General features: G+C 65.5%; 15 protein-coding genes. 4 read left to right on the top strand and 11 right to left on the bottom strand.

What is annotated here, in order from left to right; genetic code table 11:
• Positions 1-14 precede the first annotated feature (14 nt).
• Entirely contained in the window at positions 15-1,064 is a 1,050-nt protein-coding gene (locus ACSVIE_RS07060) for an ABC transporter permease (RefSeq protein WP_442423424.1), read from the bottom strand.
• Positions 1,065-1,414: 350 nt separating this feature from the next.
• Between ACSVIE_RS07060 and ACSVIE_RS07065 the strand changes: the two genes are divergently transcribed.
• Positions 1,415-2,416 carry a formylglycine-generating enzyme family protein gene (locus tag ACSVIE_RS07065; protein ID WP_442423425.1) on the top strand — a complete coding sequence of 334 codons (1,002 nt, stop codon included), beginning with the start codon at positions 1,415-1,417 and terminating at the stop codon, positions 2,414-2,416.
• Between the two features lies 1 nt (position 2,417).
• Here ACSVIE_RS07065 and ACSVIE_RS07070 read toward each other — a convergent pair whose 3' ends face one another.
• From ACSVIE_RS07070 to ACSVIE_RS07090, 5 genes are all read right to left on the bottom strand, one after another.
• The gene (locus ACSVIE_RS07070) at positions 2,418-2,987 is read right to left on the bottom strand and encodes a DUF5666 domain-containing protein (protein WP_442423426.1); all 570 of its coding nucleotides are present in this window, start codon (positions 2,985-2,987) and stop codon (positions 2,418-2,420) included.
• Between the two features lie 104 nt (positions 2,988-3,091).
• Positions 3,092-4,600, bottom strand: a complete 1,509-nt coding sequence (gatB, locus tag ACSVIE_RS07075) for an Asp-tRNA(Asn)/Glu-tRNA(Gln) amidotransferase subunit GatB (RefSeq protein ID WP_426006678.1) — start codon at positions 4,598-4,600, stop codon at positions 3,092-3,094.
• Positions 4,600-6,156 (bottom strand): Asp-tRNA(Asn)/Glu-tRNA(Gln) amidotransferase subunit GatA, encoded by a 1,557-nt coding sequence (gene gatA, locus ACSVIE_RS07080; RefSeq protein ID WP_426006677.1) that lies wholly within the window; start codon positions 6,154-6,156, stop codon positions 4,600-4,602. Before gatA ends, gatB begins: the two co-directional genes overlap by 1 nt.
• 4 nt (positions 6,157-6,160) lie before the next feature.
• The gene (gene gatC, locus ACSVIE_RS07085) at positions 6,161-6,457 is read right to left on the bottom strand and encodes an Asp-tRNA(Asn)/Glu-tRNA(Gln) amidotransferase subunit GatC (protein ID WP_426006676.1); all 297 of its coding nucleotides are present in this window, start codon (positions 6,455-6,457) and stop codon (positions 6,161-6,163) included.
• Between the two features lie 124 nt (positions 6,458-6,581).
• On the bottom strand, positions 6,582-8,060 hold the full coding sequence (locus ACSVIE_RS07090) for a CitMHS family transporter (protein WP_426006674.1): 1,479 nt from the start codon (positions 8,058-8,060) through the stop codon (positions 6,582-6,584).
• A gap of 197 nt (positions 8,061-8,257) precedes the next feature.
• Between ACSVIE_RS07090 and ACSVIE_RS07095 the strand changes: the two genes are divergently transcribed.
• Both ACSVIE_RS07095 and ACSVIE_RS07100 read left to right on the top strand, forming a co-directional pair.
• A complete protein-coding gene (locus tag ACSVIE_RS07095; protein ID WP_442423514.1) occupies positions 8,258-9,979 on the top strand; it encodes an ATP-binding protein in 1,722 nt (573 codons plus the stop codon).
• Positions 9,972-10,631 (top strand): response regulator, encoded by a 660-nt coding sequence (locus tag ACSVIE_RS07100; protein ID WP_426006673.1) that lies wholly within the window; start codon positions 9,972-9,974, stop codon positions 10,629-10,631. Before ACSVIE_RS07095 ends, ACSVIE_RS07100 begins: the two co-directional genes overlap by 8 nt.
• Positions 10,632-10,700: 69 nt before the next feature.
• Here ACSVIE_RS07100 and ACSVIE_RS07105 read toward each other — a convergent pair whose 3' ends face one another.
• A complete protein-coding gene (locus ACSVIE_RS07105; RefSeq protein WP_442423427.1) occupies positions 10,701-11,093 on the bottom strand; it encodes a RidA family protein in 393 nt (130 codons plus the stop codon).
• 55 nt (positions 11,094-11,148) lie between these two features.
• The gene (locus tag ACSVIE_RS07110) at positions 11,149-11,661 is read right to left on the bottom strand and encodes a GNAT family N-acetyltransferase (protein ID WP_442423428.1); all 513 of its coding nucleotides are present in this window, start codon (positions 11,659-11,661) and stop codon (positions 11,149-11,151) included.
• Between the two features lie 287 nt (positions 11,662-11,948).
• Here ACSVIE_RS07110 and ACSVIE_RS07115 point away from each other — a divergent pair, with 287 nt between their 5' ends.
• Positions 11,949-13,316, top strand: coding sequence for an LLM class flavin-dependent oxidoreductase (locus ACSVIE_RS07115; RefSeq protein WP_442423429.1), 1,368 nt, complete (start codon positions 11,949-11,951; stop codon positions 13,314-13,316).
• Between the two features lie 10 nt (positions 13,317-13,326).
• Here the strand turns inward: ACSVIE_RS07115 and ACSVIE_RS07120 are convergent, their stop codons facing one another.
• From ACSVIE_RS07120 to ligA, 3 genes are read right to left on the bottom strand one after another with little or no spacing between them, the layout of a single operon-like run.
• Positions 13,327-14,535 carry an AAA family ATPase gene (locus ACSVIE_RS07120; RefSeq protein WP_442423430.1) on the bottom strand — a complete coding sequence of 403 codons (1,209 nt, stop codon included), beginning with the start codon at positions 14,533-14,535 and terminating at the stop codon, positions 13,327-13,329.
• A 7-nt stretch (positions 14,536-14,542) separates the two neighbouring features.
• Positions 14,543-15,400, bottom strand: a complete 858-nt coding sequence (locus ACSVIE_RS07125; protein ID WP_426006665.1) for an inositol monophosphatase family protein — start codon at positions 15,398-15,400, stop codon at positions 14,543-14,545.
• Positions 15,397-17,682 (bottom strand): NAD-dependent DNA ligase LigA, encoded by a 2,286-nt coding sequence (gene ligA, locus ACSVIE_RS07130; RefSeq protein ID WP_442423431.1) that lies wholly within the window; start codon positions 17,680-17,682, stop codon positions 15,397-15,399. The genes ACSVIE_RS07125 and ligA overlap by 4 nt, the downstream gene beginning before the upstream one ends.
• Between the last annotated feature and the right edge of the window lie 10 nt (positions 17,683-17,692).

A 17,692-nucleotide genomic window follows, 5' to 3' on the forward strand; every position in this document is an offset into this window, starting at 1 on the left:
GGCCTGCGTGGCCTTCAGCGCGCTTGTTTTGCGAAAATTCCGTCTTCGCCAAAGCGGTGGGCAAGTTTGTTGGCACCGTAGATCAGCAGCGCGCTGACGACGCCTTTGGCAAGTCCTGCCGCTGCGCCTGAACTCCAGCCACCACCTACCACGCCGGTGTAATAGGTGAAGGTGTCCAGCACTTCGGCTGCCCCGGCTCCCACGGCATCGCGCTGCAGGATGAACTGCTCGAAGCCCACGGAGAGGATGTCTCCGATGCGCAGGATCAGCAGCAGGACGATGACGGGCCGGAGGCCCGGGAGGGTGATGTGCCACATGCGGCGCCAGCGCCCTGCGCCGTCGGCCGCGGCGGCCTCGTAGAGCGAGGCATCAATACTGGCGAGGGCTGCCAGGAAGATGATCATGGCCCATCCGGCGTCCTTCCAGATCATCTGCACCACTACCAGCACGGGGAACGTTTCCGGGTTGGTCATGAACGGGATCGGCTCCATGCCCCAGTCCCGGAGCACGTTGTTGACGAACCCCGCGCCGCCGAGCATCTGCTGGAAGAAGGCGATGACCAGGACCCAGGACAGGAAATGTGGAAGGTAGGCGATGCTCTGGAAGATCCGCCGCACCCGCGTGCTGATGAGTGAGTCCACGATCAGCGCCAGCACCAGCGGTACCGGGAAGAGGAAGACCAACTGCCACGCGGCCAGGTAAAGGGTGTTCCAGAACGCATGGATGAAGTCCGGGTTGGCAAAGAGATCCGTGAAGTTTTGCCAGCCGACGAACAGGCTGTCCCCGATCCCCAGGTAGGGCTGGTAGTCCTGGAAAGCAATGACGTTCCCCAGGATGGGGATGTAGAAGAAGACGAGCAGGAATGCCACGCCCGGCACCATCATCAGGAGCATCTGCTTGTCGCGCCGGAACCGCGCGCGGAAACTCTGCGCAGGGATCCTGCTGCCCTTGCGCCCGCCCCCTCCGGGTTTTCCCGGCTTGGCCGCCGGGGCACCATTGCCCTGTGCTGCCGCGACCCGGCCGGCGGCCGGCGCGACCGGAGCCTGTTCCGTTGTCGAGTTCATACTGTCTCCTCGTGTGCCGGGCGAAAACCATTAGTGTGATCCGCACCACGCTCGTTAACCGTTTAACAAACCATAAAGGAGGCGCGGTGTGTTTGCAAGATCATGATTGAAACTGGTTCTAAAAATCACTTTTCATCACTTTTGTGCTGCCCCCTGTAGAATTCTCGTCAGCATGCCCCAGGGGCTCGCAGCGGGGACCGCACCCGTTTCCGCCCGGCGCGCCCACTGGAACGGGCGCGCGTGGTGGAAAGGGGTGCGCTCCCGCTGTGGATCGGGTGCGCATGGCGGAAAGAGGTGCGCTACCGCTGCGGAACACGCGGGCAGCGCACGGAATCAGACTGAGGATTGACATGGCAGATTGCTGCAGTCCGGGCGCAGGCTCCGGGAAAAGTACGACGCCGGAGCTGACGCCGGCACAGCGCACGGCGGGCGGCCACCCCATGGCGGGTACCGGCGTCGTACCTTCCGCCTCCGTGAGCGCAAACGACGTCCCTGTCCCCGCTGGAACGTTCGCCATGGGTGACGCCTTCAACGAAGGCAACGCCGGCGACGGCGAGGCCCCGGTCCATCCTGTATCCGTTTCGGCCTTCCGCATCAGCGCCACCACAGTGACCAACCAGCAGTTCGCGGAGTTCGTGGAAGCCACCGGCCACCGAACGGAATCAGAGACCTTCGGGACCTCTGCCGTGTTCCATCTGGCGGTCAAGGCCCGAGAGCAGGACATCCTCAACCGGGTCAACGACGTCCCCTGGTGGCTTAATGTCCGCGGAGCGAACTGGGCCCACCCTGCCGGCCCGTTGTCGCACTGGACCGAAGTCCCGGACCATCCGGTGACCCATGTGTCCCATGACGATGCCCTGGCCTACTGTGCATGGGCTGGCCGGCGGCTCCCTACGGAAGCCGAATGGGAGTACGCAGCACGCGGCGGCGTGGAGGGCCGGCGCTACCCGTGGGGAGATTCCCTCCACAACGGGCACGCCGTCGGAAGCGCGCGCCACCACTGCAACATCTGGCAGGGGGAATTTCCCGTCCGCAACGACCAGGAGGACGGCTACCTCACCACGGCACCGGCCCGCTGGTTTGAACCCAACGGCTACGGCCTTTACCAGACCAGCGGCAACGTCTGGGAGTGGTGCAGCGACTGGTTCCTGCCGAAGTACTACCAGACATGCCTGGCTTCCGGCACCGTCCACGATCCGCAGGGGCCCACCATCGGCCGGGGCAGGGTGATGCGGGGCGGCTCCTATTTGTGCCATGACTCGTACTGCAACCGCTACCGGGTGGCGGCCCGCAGTTCCAACACCCCGGATTCAGCCAGCGGGAACCTGGGCTTCAGGACCGTGGCTCTCTAAGCTACTTGGGGCCGTGCCCGCGTTTATGGCCTTGGCCGCGGAGCGCGTCCAGATCTCCGGCGATGATCCTGGTGGCGCTGACAGTCCCGCCGTTCCTGGTTCCGGAGACCTGCACGGTGTCGCCGGTCTTCAGCCCGGCTGCAGTGGCCGAAGGCAGGCCGGGATTGCCACGTCCGTTCCGGGGCCGCACCGTGTCGGCGGGAACCGTGGAGATCTTTGTGTCGGAGGTGATGGCGTACCGCTGCGTGAACCCGTCCTCACTCGTCACCGTGATGTCCGTGGAGTTGACCGACTCGATGGTCCCGCGCTGGGTAACAAGCGTCCTGAATGTTCCGTCCGCGTCCTTCACCACGTGCTCGCCATGAAGAGCTTGCCCGCGTTTGGCGGTGGATTTGGGCGGCGCATTGCCGTTGCCCCGGGTTTCGGACGGGCCCGGTGAGGCGGACGTGCCCGACGGCGACGGGCTGGGCTGGGTGCCCGCCCAGACTGCCGCTGTTCCACCGGCGGTCACGGCGACGGCGATGCCGCCTGCGAGGAGGGCCTTGCGAAGGCCTGGAGAAAGGGTGGCCATGGGTTAATTGTGCCCCTTGACCAACAAAAAGTGGGTCGCAGTTGTTGCCGTTCTGAGGGCTCAAAACGGCATCAACTGCGACCCAGTTGGGTGAGAGGGGGGTCTTAGCCCTCTACCCCGAGCTTCTCGAGGATGAGCTCCCTGACACGGCCGGCGTCGGCCTGGCCACGCGTGGCCTTCATGACGCCGCCAACAATGGCGCCGATGGCCTGGATCTTGCCGCCACGGATCTTCTCCGCGACATCCGGCTGCGCAGCCAACGCTGCGTCGATCGCTTCAAGGAGCGGACCGTCGTCGGAAACCACGGCGAGGCCACGCTTTTCGATGATCTCTTCCGGCGTACCTTCACCGGCGAGCACACCGTCAAGGACCTGTCCGGCCATCTTGTTGTTGATCTTGCCCGCTTCCACCAGCTTGTTCAGCTCCACGATGGTCTGCGGGGTGACACCGAGCTCGGCCGGCTCAACATCGGCAACCTTGGCACGGCCCACGATCTCGCCCATCCACCACTTGCGCGCCACGGCGGCGCTGGCACCCGCGGCTACGGTCTCCTCGATGGAGTCCATGACACCGGCGTTCACCACGTCGCGGAATTCCAGGTCGGAGTAACCCCAGGCTTCCTTGAGGCGTTTGCGGCGCTCTGCCGGCGGTTCGGGCAACGTGGCACGGAGTTCTTCGACCCATTCGCGCGATGCAACCACGGGGACCAGGTCCGGTTCCGGGAAGTAGCGGTAGTCGTCGGCGTCGGACTTGGCGCGGCCCGAGGTGGTGGACCGGGTGTCCTCGTGCCAGTGCCGGGTCTCCTGGGTTACCGGCTGCCCCGAGTCCAGTACGGCTGCGTGCCGCTGGATCTCGTAGCGGACAGCGTGCTCCACGGCGCGCAGCGAGTTCACGTTCTTGGTCTCGGAGCGGATACCGAAGCGTTCCTGGCCGTGCGGGCGCAGTGACACGTTCGCGTCGCAACGGACGTTGCCCCGTTCCATGCGGGCATCGGAGACGCCCAGGTTCTTCACGATCTCGCGGATGGCGGCGACGTAGGCCTTGGCGAGTTCCGGTGCACGGCTGCCGGCGCCTTCAATCGGCTTGGTTACGATTTCCACCAACGGAACACCGGCCCGGTTGTAGTCCACCAGCGAGTAGTCGGCACCCTGGATGCGACCGGCCGCGCCACCCATGTGGGTCAGCTTGCCGGCGTCTTCTTCCATGTGGGCACGTTCGATTTCCACGCGGAACACCGTGCCGTCTTCGAGTTCTACGTCCAGGTAGCCGTCATAGGCGATCGGCTCGTCGTACTGGGACGTCTGGAAGTTCTTGGGAGTGTCCGGGTAGAAGTAGTTCTTCCGGGCGAAACGGCAGGACTCGGCGATCTTGCAGTTGAGGGCCAGGCCGATCTTGATGGACGACTCAACTGCCGCCTTGTTCACCACGGGCAGGACACCGGGCATGCCGAGGTCGACCTCGTTGACGTTGGTGTTGGGCTCGTCACCGAACACATTGGGGGCGGAGGAGAACATCTTCGTCTTGGTGTTGAGCTCCACGTGGACCTCGAACCCCAGCACGGGATCGTACTTCTCCATGGCCTCTTCGAAGCTGACGATTGCGTCGACGGACATTAGTTGGAACCTCCGGCGGTGGTGGCTGCAGAGCCAAGGGCTGCGGTTTTCAGGTCAGGCGCCTGGGCCAGGATGGGACCGCCCCACTTGTCTTCAAGGATCGATTCGAGCACGGCACCAACCCGGTAAAGGCGGGCGTCCCCGCGGGCCGGGGCCAGGAGCTGGATGCCCACAGGCAGGCCGTCCTCGTCGGCAAGGCCGCCCGGCAAGGAAAGCCCGGGGATGCCTGCCAGGTTGGCGGGAATGGTGGCGACGTCGTTCAGGTACATGGCCAGCGGGTCGTCCAGCTTCTCGCCAAGCTTGAACGCAGTGGTGGGAGAGGTCGGCGAAATGAGGACATCCGCCTGCGCGAACGCGGCATCGAAGTCGCGCTGGACCAGCGTCCGGACCTTCTGGGCGGAGCCGTAGTAGGCGTCGTAGTAGCCGGCGCTCAGGGCATAGGTGCCCAGGATGATGCGGCGCTTGGCTTCGTCGCCGAAGCCGGCGGCGCGGGTGGCTGCCATGACGCGTTCAATGGTCATGGGACCGTCGGTGGGCAGAACGCGCAGGCCGTAGCGGACGCCGTCGAACTTGGCCAGGTTGCTGGAAACCTCGGACGGCATGATCAGGTAGTAGGCACCCAGTGCGTATTTGAGGTTGGGGCAGGACACCTCCACGATCTCGGCGCCCGCATCCTTGAGCAGCTGCAGGGATTCCTTGAACCGGTTCTCGACACCGGCCTGGTACCCCTCGCCGTGCAGTTCCTTGATGATGCCGATCTTCAGTCCGGCGACGTTGCCCACGCGGGCAGCCTCCACCAGGTTGTTGAAGGGATCCGTCAGGGAGGTTGAGTCGAAAGGATCGTGCCCGCCGATGACTTCCTGCAACAGTGCGGAGTCCAGCACGGTGCGTGAGACCGGGCCGATCTGGTCCAGGGAGGAGGCCATGGCGATCGCGCCGTATCGGGACACGGCACCGTACGTCGGCTTCATGCCCACGGTTCCGGTGACGGCACCGGGCTGGCGGATGGAACCGCCGGTGTCGGTGCCCAGGGCCAGCGGCGCTTCGAAGGCGGCGACGGCAGCGGCAGAGCCACCACCGGATCCGCCCGGAATGCGGTCGAGATCCCATGGGTTGCGGGTAGGGCCGTAGGCGGAGTGCTCCGTGGAAGACCCCATGGCGAACTCGTCAAGGTTGGTCTTGCCCAGGATCGGCATCTTCGCGGCGCGCAGCTTCTTGATGACCGTGGCATCGTACGGGCTGTGCCAGCCCTCAAGGATCTTCGAGCCGGCAGTCGTGGGCTGGCCGATGGTGACAATCAGGTCCTTCACGGCGATGGGCACGCCGGCCAGGGCATGAAGGTCTTCACCTGCGGCCCGGGCTGCGTCCACCTCAGCTGCGACCGAGAGTGCTTCTTCGGTATTGACGTGCAGGAAAGCGTTGACGTGGCCATCGACGTCGGCGATCCGGTCCAGGTGCGCCTGCGTGACCTCGACGGCGGAGACCTCACGGGCAGCGAGCTTGGCTGCGAGGCCGGCAGCGGAGTGGTGGATGAGTTCGTTCTTCAGCTCAGTCATGGTGTTAGTCCTCATCCAGGATCGCGGGGACCTTGAAGCGGTCTTCGGCAGCGTCGGGAGCACCGGACAACGCCTGGCCGGCGGTGAACGTGTGGCCCACGACGTCCTCGCGGAACACGTTGTTCAACGGAATCGGGTGGGACGTGGCCGGGACGTCGTCGCCGGCGGCTTCGCTCACGGACTTCACCGAATCCACGATGACAGCAAGCTCGCCCGCCATCCTATCCAGTTCTTCGTCACTCATTTCGATGTGAGCCAGACGCGCAAGATGCGCGACATCGTCACGGTTGATCGCAGCCATGGATCTCCCCTGCAAAGTTCAATTGGTTTTCCGGACCAGTCTACTTGGCTTGGGGTCCCCATGAACCAAACGGGGCAGCAGAGCGGACCATGTCCGGCTCTGCTGCCCGTCGGCGCCTGGGGGCTCAGCCGATCGCGATCGCTCCGGTCAGCATGCCCACTGCCAGCATGACCACGGAGATGGCTGCCGACCGCCACAGGACCTTCTTGTGGTGGTCGCCCAGGTCCACCTTGGCCAGGGACACCAGCAGCAGGATGGCAGGCACCAGGGGGCTTTGCATGTGGAACGGCTGGCCGGTGATGGATGCGCGGGCCATGTCTGCTGCCCCGACGCCGTAATGGGCGGCGGTTTCGCTCAGGACGGGGAGGACACCGAAGTAGAAGGCGTCGTTGCTCATGAAGAACGTCATGGGGATGCTCAACAGGCCGGTGATGACGGCCATGAAGGGTCCCATGTCGGACGGGATGATCTGGACCAGCCACTCGGACATTGCCTTGACCATGCCGGTGCCGTTGAGGACGCCCGTGAGGACTGCAGCAGCCATGACCATGCTGACCACGGCCACGATCGATGGCGCGTGGGCGATCAGCTGGGCACCCTGGTCCTTCACCTTGGGGAAGTTCACCAGCAGGGCGATCGCGGAGCCGACCATGAACACATACGGCAGGGGGACGATGTTGGCGATCAGCACGCCCATGACGGCCACCGTGAGCCCCAGGTTGAACCAGAAGAGCTTGGGACGGAGGGTGGACCGGTTGGGATCCAGCGCGGTGTCCGCCATGGCGGTATCGTGCTCGTCCACCAACGCAGCGGTGTCCTGGTCGAGGACCGCGACGCCGGCACCTCCACCGGTGCCGGGCTTACCGGCGGTGCGGCCCAAGCCGGAAGCACCCTTGCCGGAGCCGGCGGTGACGGACCCGCCGCCGGTCGTGCCGCCGTCGAACGCGTCCGAGGGATCTGCGACGTCACCCCAGATTTCCGGGGCGGTGGCACGGAGGCGGTTGCGCTCTTGGAGGCCGAGCAGCCAGGCGAAGACGAGGACCACCGCAAGTCCCGCGACCAGGGACGGAACCATGGGGAGGAAGACGTCGTTGACGTCCAGGTGCAGGGCTGTGGCGGCACGGGCAGTGGGGCCGCCCCACGGCAGAATGTTCATGGTGCCGTTGGCGAGGCCTGCAACGCAGGTAAGGACCACGGGGCTCATCTTCAGCCTCAAATAGACCGGGAGCATGGCTGCCGTGGTGAGGATGAAGGTGGTGGAACCGTCGCCGTCCAGGGATACGGCGGCGGCCAAGAGGGCGGTGCCGAGCACCACCTTGGCGGGGTCGTTGCCCAGCTTGCGCAGGATGAACTTGACCAGGGGGTCGAAAAGTCCGACGTCGATCATCAGGCCGAAGTAGATGATGGCGAACATCAGGAGCGCGGCCGTGGACGTCATGGACTTCATCGAGTCCATCACCATGTCGCCGATGCCGAGGCCGGCGCCGGCGAAGAGGCCGAAGACGGTAGGGACGATGATCAGCGCCAGGACCGGCGTCAACTTTTTGGTCATGATCAGGACCATGAAGACCGCAATCATTGCGAATCCAAGCAAAACCAGCACGGCCTGCTCCTTACTTCTCTGTAGGCGCCACTTCAGTGTGATGCGCACAACAGACGCTATAGTGGCGCCGGTCACGGGTGGGGGTTTCGCTCGATTCATGGGAATAGTGATCATTGAGAGCGTTTTGCGCATTCTGCTCAATGCTTCAATGGAAGTGGAGGAAAGGAGCAAGGGTGCCGCGGTTCAACCGGGTGAGCATGCGCTTCTCCACCCAAACACTCCTGCTGCAGTTGGGGGTGGTCCTGTTGGTGGTCCTCCTCAGCGGCACCGTCCACGCCTGGCTCGTGTACGAGCGGATCGGCAACGAGGCCGAGAACCAGGCCCTCACCCTGGCCAGGACCGTTGCCGCGGATCCCGACGTCCGGGCCCAGGTCCAGGACATCAGCAAGGAGCAAGGCACTCCCCCGGCATCGGTGCTCGCCGCCGGGCCGTTGCAACAGGCCGCCGAGGCAGCCCGGGTCCGCACGGGTGCCCTGTTCGTGGTCATCACGGACGAGACCGGGTTGCGCCTGGCCCACCCTGAGCCCGCACGTCTGGGCGAACGCGTGAGCACCGACCCCTCCGCTGCACTGGGCGGCCAGGAAACCACCACCCGAAATACCGGCACCCTGGGTCCGTCCGCGGGGGCGAAAGTTCCCGTCTACGCGCCCGGCACGGGCAGCGCCGGCGGCACTGACGGGCAGGGCCCGATCGTGGGTGAAGTGAGCGTGGGCTACTCCGTGGAATCGCTCGGCAAGAGCCTGGCCCGCGACATCATCCCGATCGCGGTGACAGCAGGCGGCGCCCTGCTGGCCGGCGTCCTGGCATCGTTCCTTCTCCGCCGCCGGCTTCAGCGACTCGCCCTGGGCCTGGAACCGGAAGAAATCAGCACCCTGGTCCACGACCAGGTAGCCGTGCTCCAAGGCGTGGACGAGGGCGTGATCGGCATCGCCGCCGACGGCCGGATCTCCGTCTTCAACGCAGCTGCCGCCCGCCTGCTGGACATGCCGGACGCCACCGGTCAGGCATGGAACTCAGCCCCTGTTCCTGCCCCGTTGAAGGAGCTGACCCGACCCGCCGCGCAGGACGCGGAAGCCGTTGAGGTACTGGCCGGAGACCGCGTCCTGGTGGCCAGCGCCCGCAAGGCATGGCACCGCACAGAAGACCTCGGCTGGGTGGTGATGCTCCGCGACCGCACCGAGTTGCAGCAGTTGACGCGCCAGCTGGACGCCGTGGGCACCATGTCCGCAGCCCTCCGTGCCCAGCGGCACGAGTTCGCCAACCAGCTGCACACCATCGCCGGTTTCATGAGCATCGGCCAGCATGAGCAGGCCAAGGAGTACCTGGCAAGGATCTCCGCAACCGGGCCGCTCAAGTTCCCCGTGGAGCAGGCCGAACTCCTCCAGGACACCTACCTCCAGGCCTTCATCGGGGCCAAAGGCGTGGAAGCGTCCGAGCGCGGCGTGGTGTTGAAAATCGGTCCGGAGACGCTGGTGCGCGGGCACGTTGCCGACCCGCAGGATGTCACCACAGTGCTCGGCAACCTGATCGACAACGCCGTGAACGCCGCCGTCGCCGGTTCCGCCGCGGAGCGCTGGGTGGAGGTGGAGCTCCTGGATGACGTCACCGGGAACGGCGGTACCCTCCACCTGGTGGTGGGCGATTCAGGTGACGGACTGGGCGCATTGGGTCCCGATGAGGTCTTCGCCGAGGGATTCACGACGGCGGAGGCACCGGTGCGTGCCGGTGCCGGACAGGGCCTGGGCTTGGCTTTGGTGCGACAATTGGCGCGGCGCCGGGGCGGAGACGTGCGCATCCTGGACACGGGCACACAAGGTGGGCCGGGCGCCGTCTTCATGGCCTCCATCCCGGGAGTCATGGCAGCGGGCGGCACGGACAACGGAGCCGGCGCAACGCCGGAAAAGGAGAGCGATGGCTGAGGACCTGCGGGTGTTGATCGTTGACGATGACTTCCACGTGGCCAGGCTGCACGCGGCCTACGTGGATTCGGTGGCGGGCTTCATGGCTCTGGCTCCCGCCGGATCCGTATCGCAGGCACTGCAGGCCATCCACAGCCTGAGGCCGGATTTGGTGCTGCTGGACGTCTACCTGCCGGACGGCTCGGGGCTGGATTTGCTGGGCCAACTGGACGTGGATGCGGTGATGCTGACCGCGGCCTCCGATGCCCGGTCCATCAGGGTGGCACTGCGGCGGGGAGCGCTTGGTTACCTGCTCAAGCCCTTTACCGCCGAGTCGCTGTCCCAGCAATTGCGGTCTTATGCCCGGTACCGCAGGATCCTGGGGCAGCAGGCCAGCGTAGACCAGATGAGCATCGAACGCGCCAAGCGGGCGCTCATTCCGGGCGACGTCACGCCGTCGGCCAAACCGCGGTCGGCCACCGAGGCGGCCGTTTTGGAGTCACTGCTGCCGGGAGAACAGTATTCGGCGGCCGAAGTCGCGGACCGGGTCGGCGTCTCCCGGGCCACGGCGCAAAGGTACCTGTCCTCGCTTGCGGACGATGGCGCCGTCGACATCCAGTTACGCTACGGAACCACGGGCCGCCCGGAACACCGTTACGGCATCCCCGGCTAACCCATGTAGGTCGCATCTGTGCGCGTTTTCAGCGTTCAAAACGCGCACAAATGCGACCCAGTTGGGTGCTTACGCGGGCTTTTGGGCTACGAGTTCGATTTCCACGAGCATCTGCGGGTCGAGGAACGGCAGGACGTGGACCAGCGAAAGGGTGGGGCGGATCTCCCCGAACACCTCACCGTGGGCACGGCCGGCGTCTTCCCACTTGCTGATGTCCGTCAGGTACAGCTTGGACTGGACAACGTCCTCGTAGGAGAAACCGGCTTCTTCCAGGACGGCGCCGAGCTTTTCGAGGATGTACTTCGTCTGCGAGTAGAAGTCGTCACCAACTATCGCCTGTTGGCCATCAACCAGTCCGGAAGCCGCCGTGGCGGAAATGAAAAGAGTGTTGTCCACCTGGACTGCACGTGAGTAGCCAAGGGTCTGCTCCCAGGCCGAGCCCGAGCCGTACGTCTTGCGCATTGCGGCGCCTTTCCTGTCGCTTCCCGGCCTGTTGCCGGTGTATCCGAGGAAAACTTTAAGGCTGGGAAAGCTCAAGCCTGTAAACGAACAGCTTTATGTCGGTACCCGGAACGAACCAATCACGCTCGGGGGCGCGGTCGAAGCCGGTGCGCTGGTAGAGGGCATTGGCGCTCTCCCACGTGGCACCGGTGGTGAGGCATACGGCGTCGATTCCTTCGGTCGCCCGGGCCTGCTCGACGACGGCCTGCACCAAGGCGCGGCCGGCCCCGGAACGCTGCACGGCCGGGTCCACGACGAGGGTGCGCAGTTCCAGTTCGCCTTCGAGCCCGATGTCCGAGAATCCTCCGCCTGCGGGTGCGGCCGTGACGGAGCCAATGATTTCGCCGTCGCGCTCGGCCACCAGGACATCGGCATGCTTTGCCCTGCCGGCGACGTTCTTCAGTTCCTGAAGGTACGGGTGGTCTGCGCTGCCGTAGTACCCCGCCGTGACGTACGAATCGAGCGTGATGCGGGCAACGGCGTCGTAGTCTTCGGGCAGGGCGGGGCGGATGGTAATCGGCGAAAGCACCAGTCAATGGTAGTGGCACCTCCGGTGCCGATTGCGCCAAAAACCGCTTTCCGTGACCGAACTATCAGTCATCTAACGAAAATCCACGACGGCGGGAGGTACCGGCTTGTTGCTTTGCATGGCTTTGCGTTGAGTCCGGTTGCGCCGGGTGAAGCAGGATTTCCCGCCGTTTCAGGCTTGTGTCCCGGCGCTGGCATCTTCCTCGCCGGGCGTGCTTGAGTTGCCACACCGCCGGCCCGGCAATCCCCCACCAAAGCACCCCATCCGACAAATCCGAGGAGAAAACCATGGCTGCTCCCGAACGCCAATTGCACCTCAATGCCTTCCTGATGAGCACAGGACACCACGAAGCCTCCTGGCGCCTGCCGGAAAGCGATCCCCTGGCAGTGACGAGGATCGGGCACTACCAGCACCTGGCCAGGACCGCCGAGCGCGGCAAGCTCGACTCGATCTTCTTCGCCGACTCCCCCGTCCTGTATGGCGAAGTGGGGCGCCGCCCTGCCGGGAAGCTGGAGCCCACCGTGCTGCTGACCGCCCTGGCCGGAGCCACGGAGAAGATCGGCCTCATTGCCACAGCGTCCACAACCTACAACGAGCCCTTCAACCTCGCCCGCCGTTTCGCTTCCGTGGACTGGGTCAGCGGAGGCCGGGCAGGCTGGAATGTCGTCACCACCGCAGGTCCCGACGCCGCCCGGAACTTTGGCGTGGACGACCAGCCCGCCCATGCCGTCCGGTATGAACGCGCGGCCGAGTTCATCGAGGTGGCACAGAAACTCTGGGACAGTTGGCAGGACGACTCGATCCTGGCGGACAAGGAAGCAGGTGTCTGGGGTGACGGCGGGACCATCCGCACCATCGACCACGAAGGCAAGCACTTCCGGGTCCGCGGTCCCCTCAATGTTCCGCGCTCACCGCAAGGCCACCCGCTGATTGTCCAGGCAGGCTCCTCGGAGGATGGACGCAAGCTGGCCGCCCGCTACGCAGAGGCAGTGTTCACGGCCCACCAGACCCTGGCCGATGCACAGGCCTTCTATTCGGACTTGAAAGCCCGGACCCTGGCCGTGGGACGCGATCCTGAGGGCATCAAAATCCTCCCGGGCATCGTCCCCGTGATCGGTTCCACCGAGGCCGAGGCATTGAAATTGGAACGGGAACTCGATGAACTGATCAAGCCCGAATACGCCCGGGAACAACTGGCCAAGACACTCCGGTTATCCCCCGAGGACCTTCCCCTGGACCGGCAGCTTCCCGCAGACCTCCCGTCCGAGGACGACATCGAAGGCGCCAAGAGCCGCTACACGCTGATCGTGGAGTTGGCCCGGCGCGAACAACTGACGGTGCGGCAACTGATCGGCCGCCTGGGTGGTGGCCGCGGACACCGCACGTTCTCCGGCACCCCCGAGCAGGTCGCGGATGCGATCCAGGACTGGTTCGTGGCCGGCGCGGCGGACGGCTTCAACATCATGCCCCCGGTCCTGCCATCGGGACTGGAAGTATTCGTGGACCAGGTGGTGCCGATCCTCCAGCAGCGAGGCCTGTTCCGTACCGAATACACTGCCTCGACCCTGCGCGGACACTACGGCCTGGAACGCCCCGCAAACCGCTATGAGGGGAAAGAAGGGTCTCGCCTGACGTCCATCGGCTCGGCGTTCTAGGGTCTGGGCTTCAGCGTTTGGGCCACGACCACAGCGGCCCCTCCAGCGACCCGAGCCCTTTGATCCTGGTCTCGCCCAGGTCCTTGTAAAGCTCGTGTTCATGGGCGGCGCCACTGGTCCGCAGGGCAGCCAACAGGGCCTCCGAGTGCGTGACCACAATGATCTGGCTGCTGGCGCTGGCTTGGACAATGAGTCCGGCCAGCGCCGGCATCAGATCCACATGGAGGCTTGTTTCGGGCTCGTTCAGCACCATCAACTCCGGGGGCCTGGGTGTCAGCAACGCCGCGGTAAGGAGCAGGAAACGCAAGGTCCCGTCCGACAGCTCGGCAGCAGACATGGGGCGCAGCATGCCGGGTTGCCGCAACTCAACGCTGAAACGGCCTTTGGCCACCGCCACCGACAACCGGCTGCCGGGAAAGGCGTGCTCGACGGCGGCATCCAGCTTCCGCTCAAAGCCCACCTCGCGAAGGGTTTGGAGGGCCGCGGCGAGGTCCTTGCCGCTGTGGTGGAGCACGGGTGTGCGGGTGCCTATCTGTGCCTGACGCGCGGGGGCGTCGGCGTCCGTACGGAAATGGTCGTAGAAGCGCCAGGACCGCACGGAATCCCGGACCCGCAACACTTCCGGGGCCCGGTCCTGGTCCGAGACTTCGGTCAGCATGCTCTGGAACGTGTCCAGGCGGCGCGAGAGCTCTGTCCATTGCCCGTCGGCATCGCGGAGCCTGGCCAGGCTCCCCTTCCGGTCCACCAGCAGCGAGCCGGGCCTGGCCACCGGCCCCGAGAAGATCTGCTCGCGCTTAATTTCAGGGTCAAGCATGAACGCGGAGGGCCTGGGCCTGCCAGTGTCCTGGTCAAACCACCCACCGCCCGGTACCGGGAGTCCCAGGTCGACCAAGTAGCCAAAGGAGTCACCCGAGTAGCCCAGCTTGAGGCTGACCGCTTCCCTGCGGACGGCCCCCTGGACGGGAACTTCCCCGCGCCGCATGGCCTCGCTGATGGATTCCGGTCCGGCCCACAGGGTGGACTGAAGCCCGCCGTCCCTGGCCAGCGACCCCACCACGTTGCCGTTGTCACCCCCGGCGCACTCGGCCAGTAGCCGGAGTGCGCGGTACAGCGACGACTTGCCGCTGCCGTTGGCCCCGGTCACCACATCCAAGCCATGGAGTTCGAGGGTGAGGTCCCGGATGGAGCGGTAATTGGCGATGGCCAGCGTGCGGATCATGGACAGGTCACACGGGGAAGCGGCCGGACAGTTCCAGCGTCGCGGCACAGGTCCACGCCGCCAACCGGTCCTCGGCGCGGGGTCCGCCGTCGAGCGGGCTGTCCAGCTTGGGCCTGCGGACCCAGCACCCGGCTTCCTCGGCAACCAGCGCACCCGCGGCGAAGTCGTGCTCGTTCAGGCCGCGTTCACCAAAAGCATCGAACGTTCCATCGGCCACAAGGCACAGGTCCAGGGCCGCGGAACCCAGCCGCCGCACATCCGCGAAGCCCTCCATCAAACTGGCAAGGCCCGCCACCTGGCTGCCTCGCGTGGCAGGGTCGTAGCTGAAGCCTGTTGCGAGGATGAGTCCGGTCCGCCCCGGAACCGGGCCGGTGAGGCGCGTGGATTGTCCGGCAACGTCCAGCCACGCGCCATGGCCCTTGGCTGCGGAGTACACCCGGCCCAGCGCAGGGGCGTGAACCACGCCGGCCAGCCAGACGCCGTCGGAATCCGCCACGGCTACCGATGTGGCGTAGTAGGCGATGTTCCGGATGAAGTTGGTGGTGCCGTCCAGCGGGTCAATGGACCACCGGTAGCCCGATGGCTCCGACGGCCGGGTGGTGCCGTGTTCCTCTCCCGTGATGAAGTCCCGGGGACGGGCGGCAGTGATGGCCTCACGGACCGCGTTTTCCGCCGCGACATCGAATTCGGTCACCCAGTCACCGGCGTCGCCCTTGTTGGAGACGCCAAGCTCCTCCCCGCCTGTGCCGCCGGCTGATCTGCGGGACAGAACCGCAGCGCCGGCAGCGGCGGCAGATTTTGCCACCGCCAGCAGGTCCCGCACATCCGTGGCCTGGTGGCCGGCGTTGGATCCGTGCGCCGTCATTCAGCTGCAGCTTCCACCGGTTGGGACTCGCCGGCATCGTCTCCGGCCTCCGGGGTGGCTGGCCCGTTGGCGAGGAGGTCGCGGAATCCGTCCTCATCGAGGACCGGGATGCCCAGCTGCTCCGCCTTGTCCAGCTTGCTGCCCGCGCTCTCCCCCGCCACCAGGTAGCTGGTGTTCTTGGAGACGGATCCTGATGCCTTCCCACCGCGGATGATGATGGCTTCCTTGGCTTCGTCGCGGCTGAAATTGGGCAAAGTACCGGTGACCACAATGGTGAGGCCTTCCAAGGTGCGCGGAGTCGCGGTGTCGCGTTCGTCCTCCATGCGCACCCCGGCAGCTGCCCAGCTGTCCACGATCTCGTTATGCCAGTCCACGGCAAACCATTCCTTCAGTGCAGCCGCGATGGTGGGTCCCACACCGTCCACATGGGCCAGCTGCTCTTCCGTGGCATTCCGGATGGCGTCCATGCTGCCGAAGTTGGTGGCCAACGCCCGGGATGCCGTGGGTCCCACATGCCGGATGGAGAGGGCCACGAGGACACGCCACAAGGGCTGCTGCTTTGCTTTCTCCAATTCCGCGAACAGTTTTTCCGTGGTGGCGGTGGGCTTGGACGGGGTCTTGGCACTTCCCCGGGTGTAGAAGTACGGAACGAGCTCGTACTGGCCCGTGCCCACACCCTTGGACTTCTTTTCCCGCCGGATCAGGACGTTGGCAAGGTCTTCCCTGGTCAGGCTGAACAGCGCTGCCTCGCTGGTGAGCGGCGGGGTTGCCGGTTCGGCAGGCTGGGTCAGCGCGACGGCGGCTTCCCACCCCAATGCCTCAATGTCGAAGGCGCCACGGCTGGCCACGTGGAACACGCGCTCACGCAGCTGCGACGGGCACGATTTGGCGTTGGGGCACCGGATATCAACGTCGCTTTCCTTGGCCGGGGCCAGCGGCGTGCCGCAGGAGGGACATTCGGTGGGCATCACGAACTCACGCACCGGCGGATCCTGCTTGTCCCTGAGCGCCAGCACCGGGCCAACAATCTCCGGGATGACGTCCCCTGCCTTGCGCAGGATCACGATGTCGCCGATCATGACGCCCTTGGCCTTGACCACATCCTGGTTGTGGAGCGTGGCCATGCCCACGGTCGAGCCTGCCACCTTGACCGGTTCCATCAGTCCGAAGGGCGTGACGCGGCCGGTCCGGCCCACGTTGACGGCGATATCCAACAGCTTGGTGTGGACTTCCTCCGGGGGGTACTTGTAGGCGGCAGCCCAGCGCGGCACGCGCGAGGTGTAACCCAAGGCGCGCTGGGTGGCGAAGTCGTCGATCTTGACCACGATGCCGTCGATTTCGTGCAGGAGGTCATGGCGGTGCTCGCCGTAGTGGGCGATGAATTCCAGGACGCCTTGATATGTATCCAGCACCTTGAAGTACGGGCTCACGGGCAGTCCCCATCCGGCCAGCAACGCATAGGTTTCGGACTGGCTCCTGGCGTCCAGGCCTTCGCGTGCGCCGATGCCGTGGACGAACATGCTCAGCGGGCGCTTGGCTGTTTCCGCAGGGTCCTTCTGCCGCAGCGAGCCTGCAGCGGCGTTGCGGGGATTCGCCAGCGGCGCCTTGCCTGCTGCCACCAGCGCCTCGTTGAATTCGGCAAATGCTTTTGAAGGGATGAAGACTTCGCCGCGGATCTCCACCTCGGAGGGATACCCGGAGCCGCTGAGCCTGCGCGGGATCTCCTTGATGGTGAGGACGTTGTGGGTGATGTCTTCACCGGTAGTGCCGTCGCCGCGCGTGGCGGCACGGACCAGCTGGCCGTCCCGGTACAAGAGATTCACGGCCAGGCCGTCGATCTTCAACTCGGTCAGCCATGCGATGGGTGGAACGCTGTCCCCGAGCTTGGCCGCGGACGCTTCAGCCTTGCGGACCCAGGCTTCGAGTTCATCAAGTGAGAAGACATCGTCCAGGCTGTACATCCGCTGCAGGTGTTGCACGGCCGCGAAGGCGGAAGAGACCTCGCCGCCGACTTCCTGGGTGGGCGAATCATTGGAGACCAGCTCCGGGTGCAGCGCTTCGAGTTCTTCCAGGCGGCGGTAGAGCTCATCGAACTCGGCATCGGAAACGAGCGGCTCGTCTTCCTGATAGTAGGCATACCGGTATTTGCGGACCTGGTCCGCAAGGTGCTCATACTCGTCCCGCAAGGCCTCCGACGGCGTTGCGCCCTCCAGGGCTGCGACGGCTGCGGCGGGTTCCTGGCTGCTGGTGTCGACCGGATCTGTCTTCTCGCGTGTGCTCACAGGTCTATCT

The organism is Paenarthrobacter sp. NCHU4564, from assembly GCF_052156435.1.
Taxonomy (GTDB): domain Bacteria; phylum Actinomycetota; class Actinomycetes; order Actinomycetales; family Micrococcaceae; genus Arthrobacter.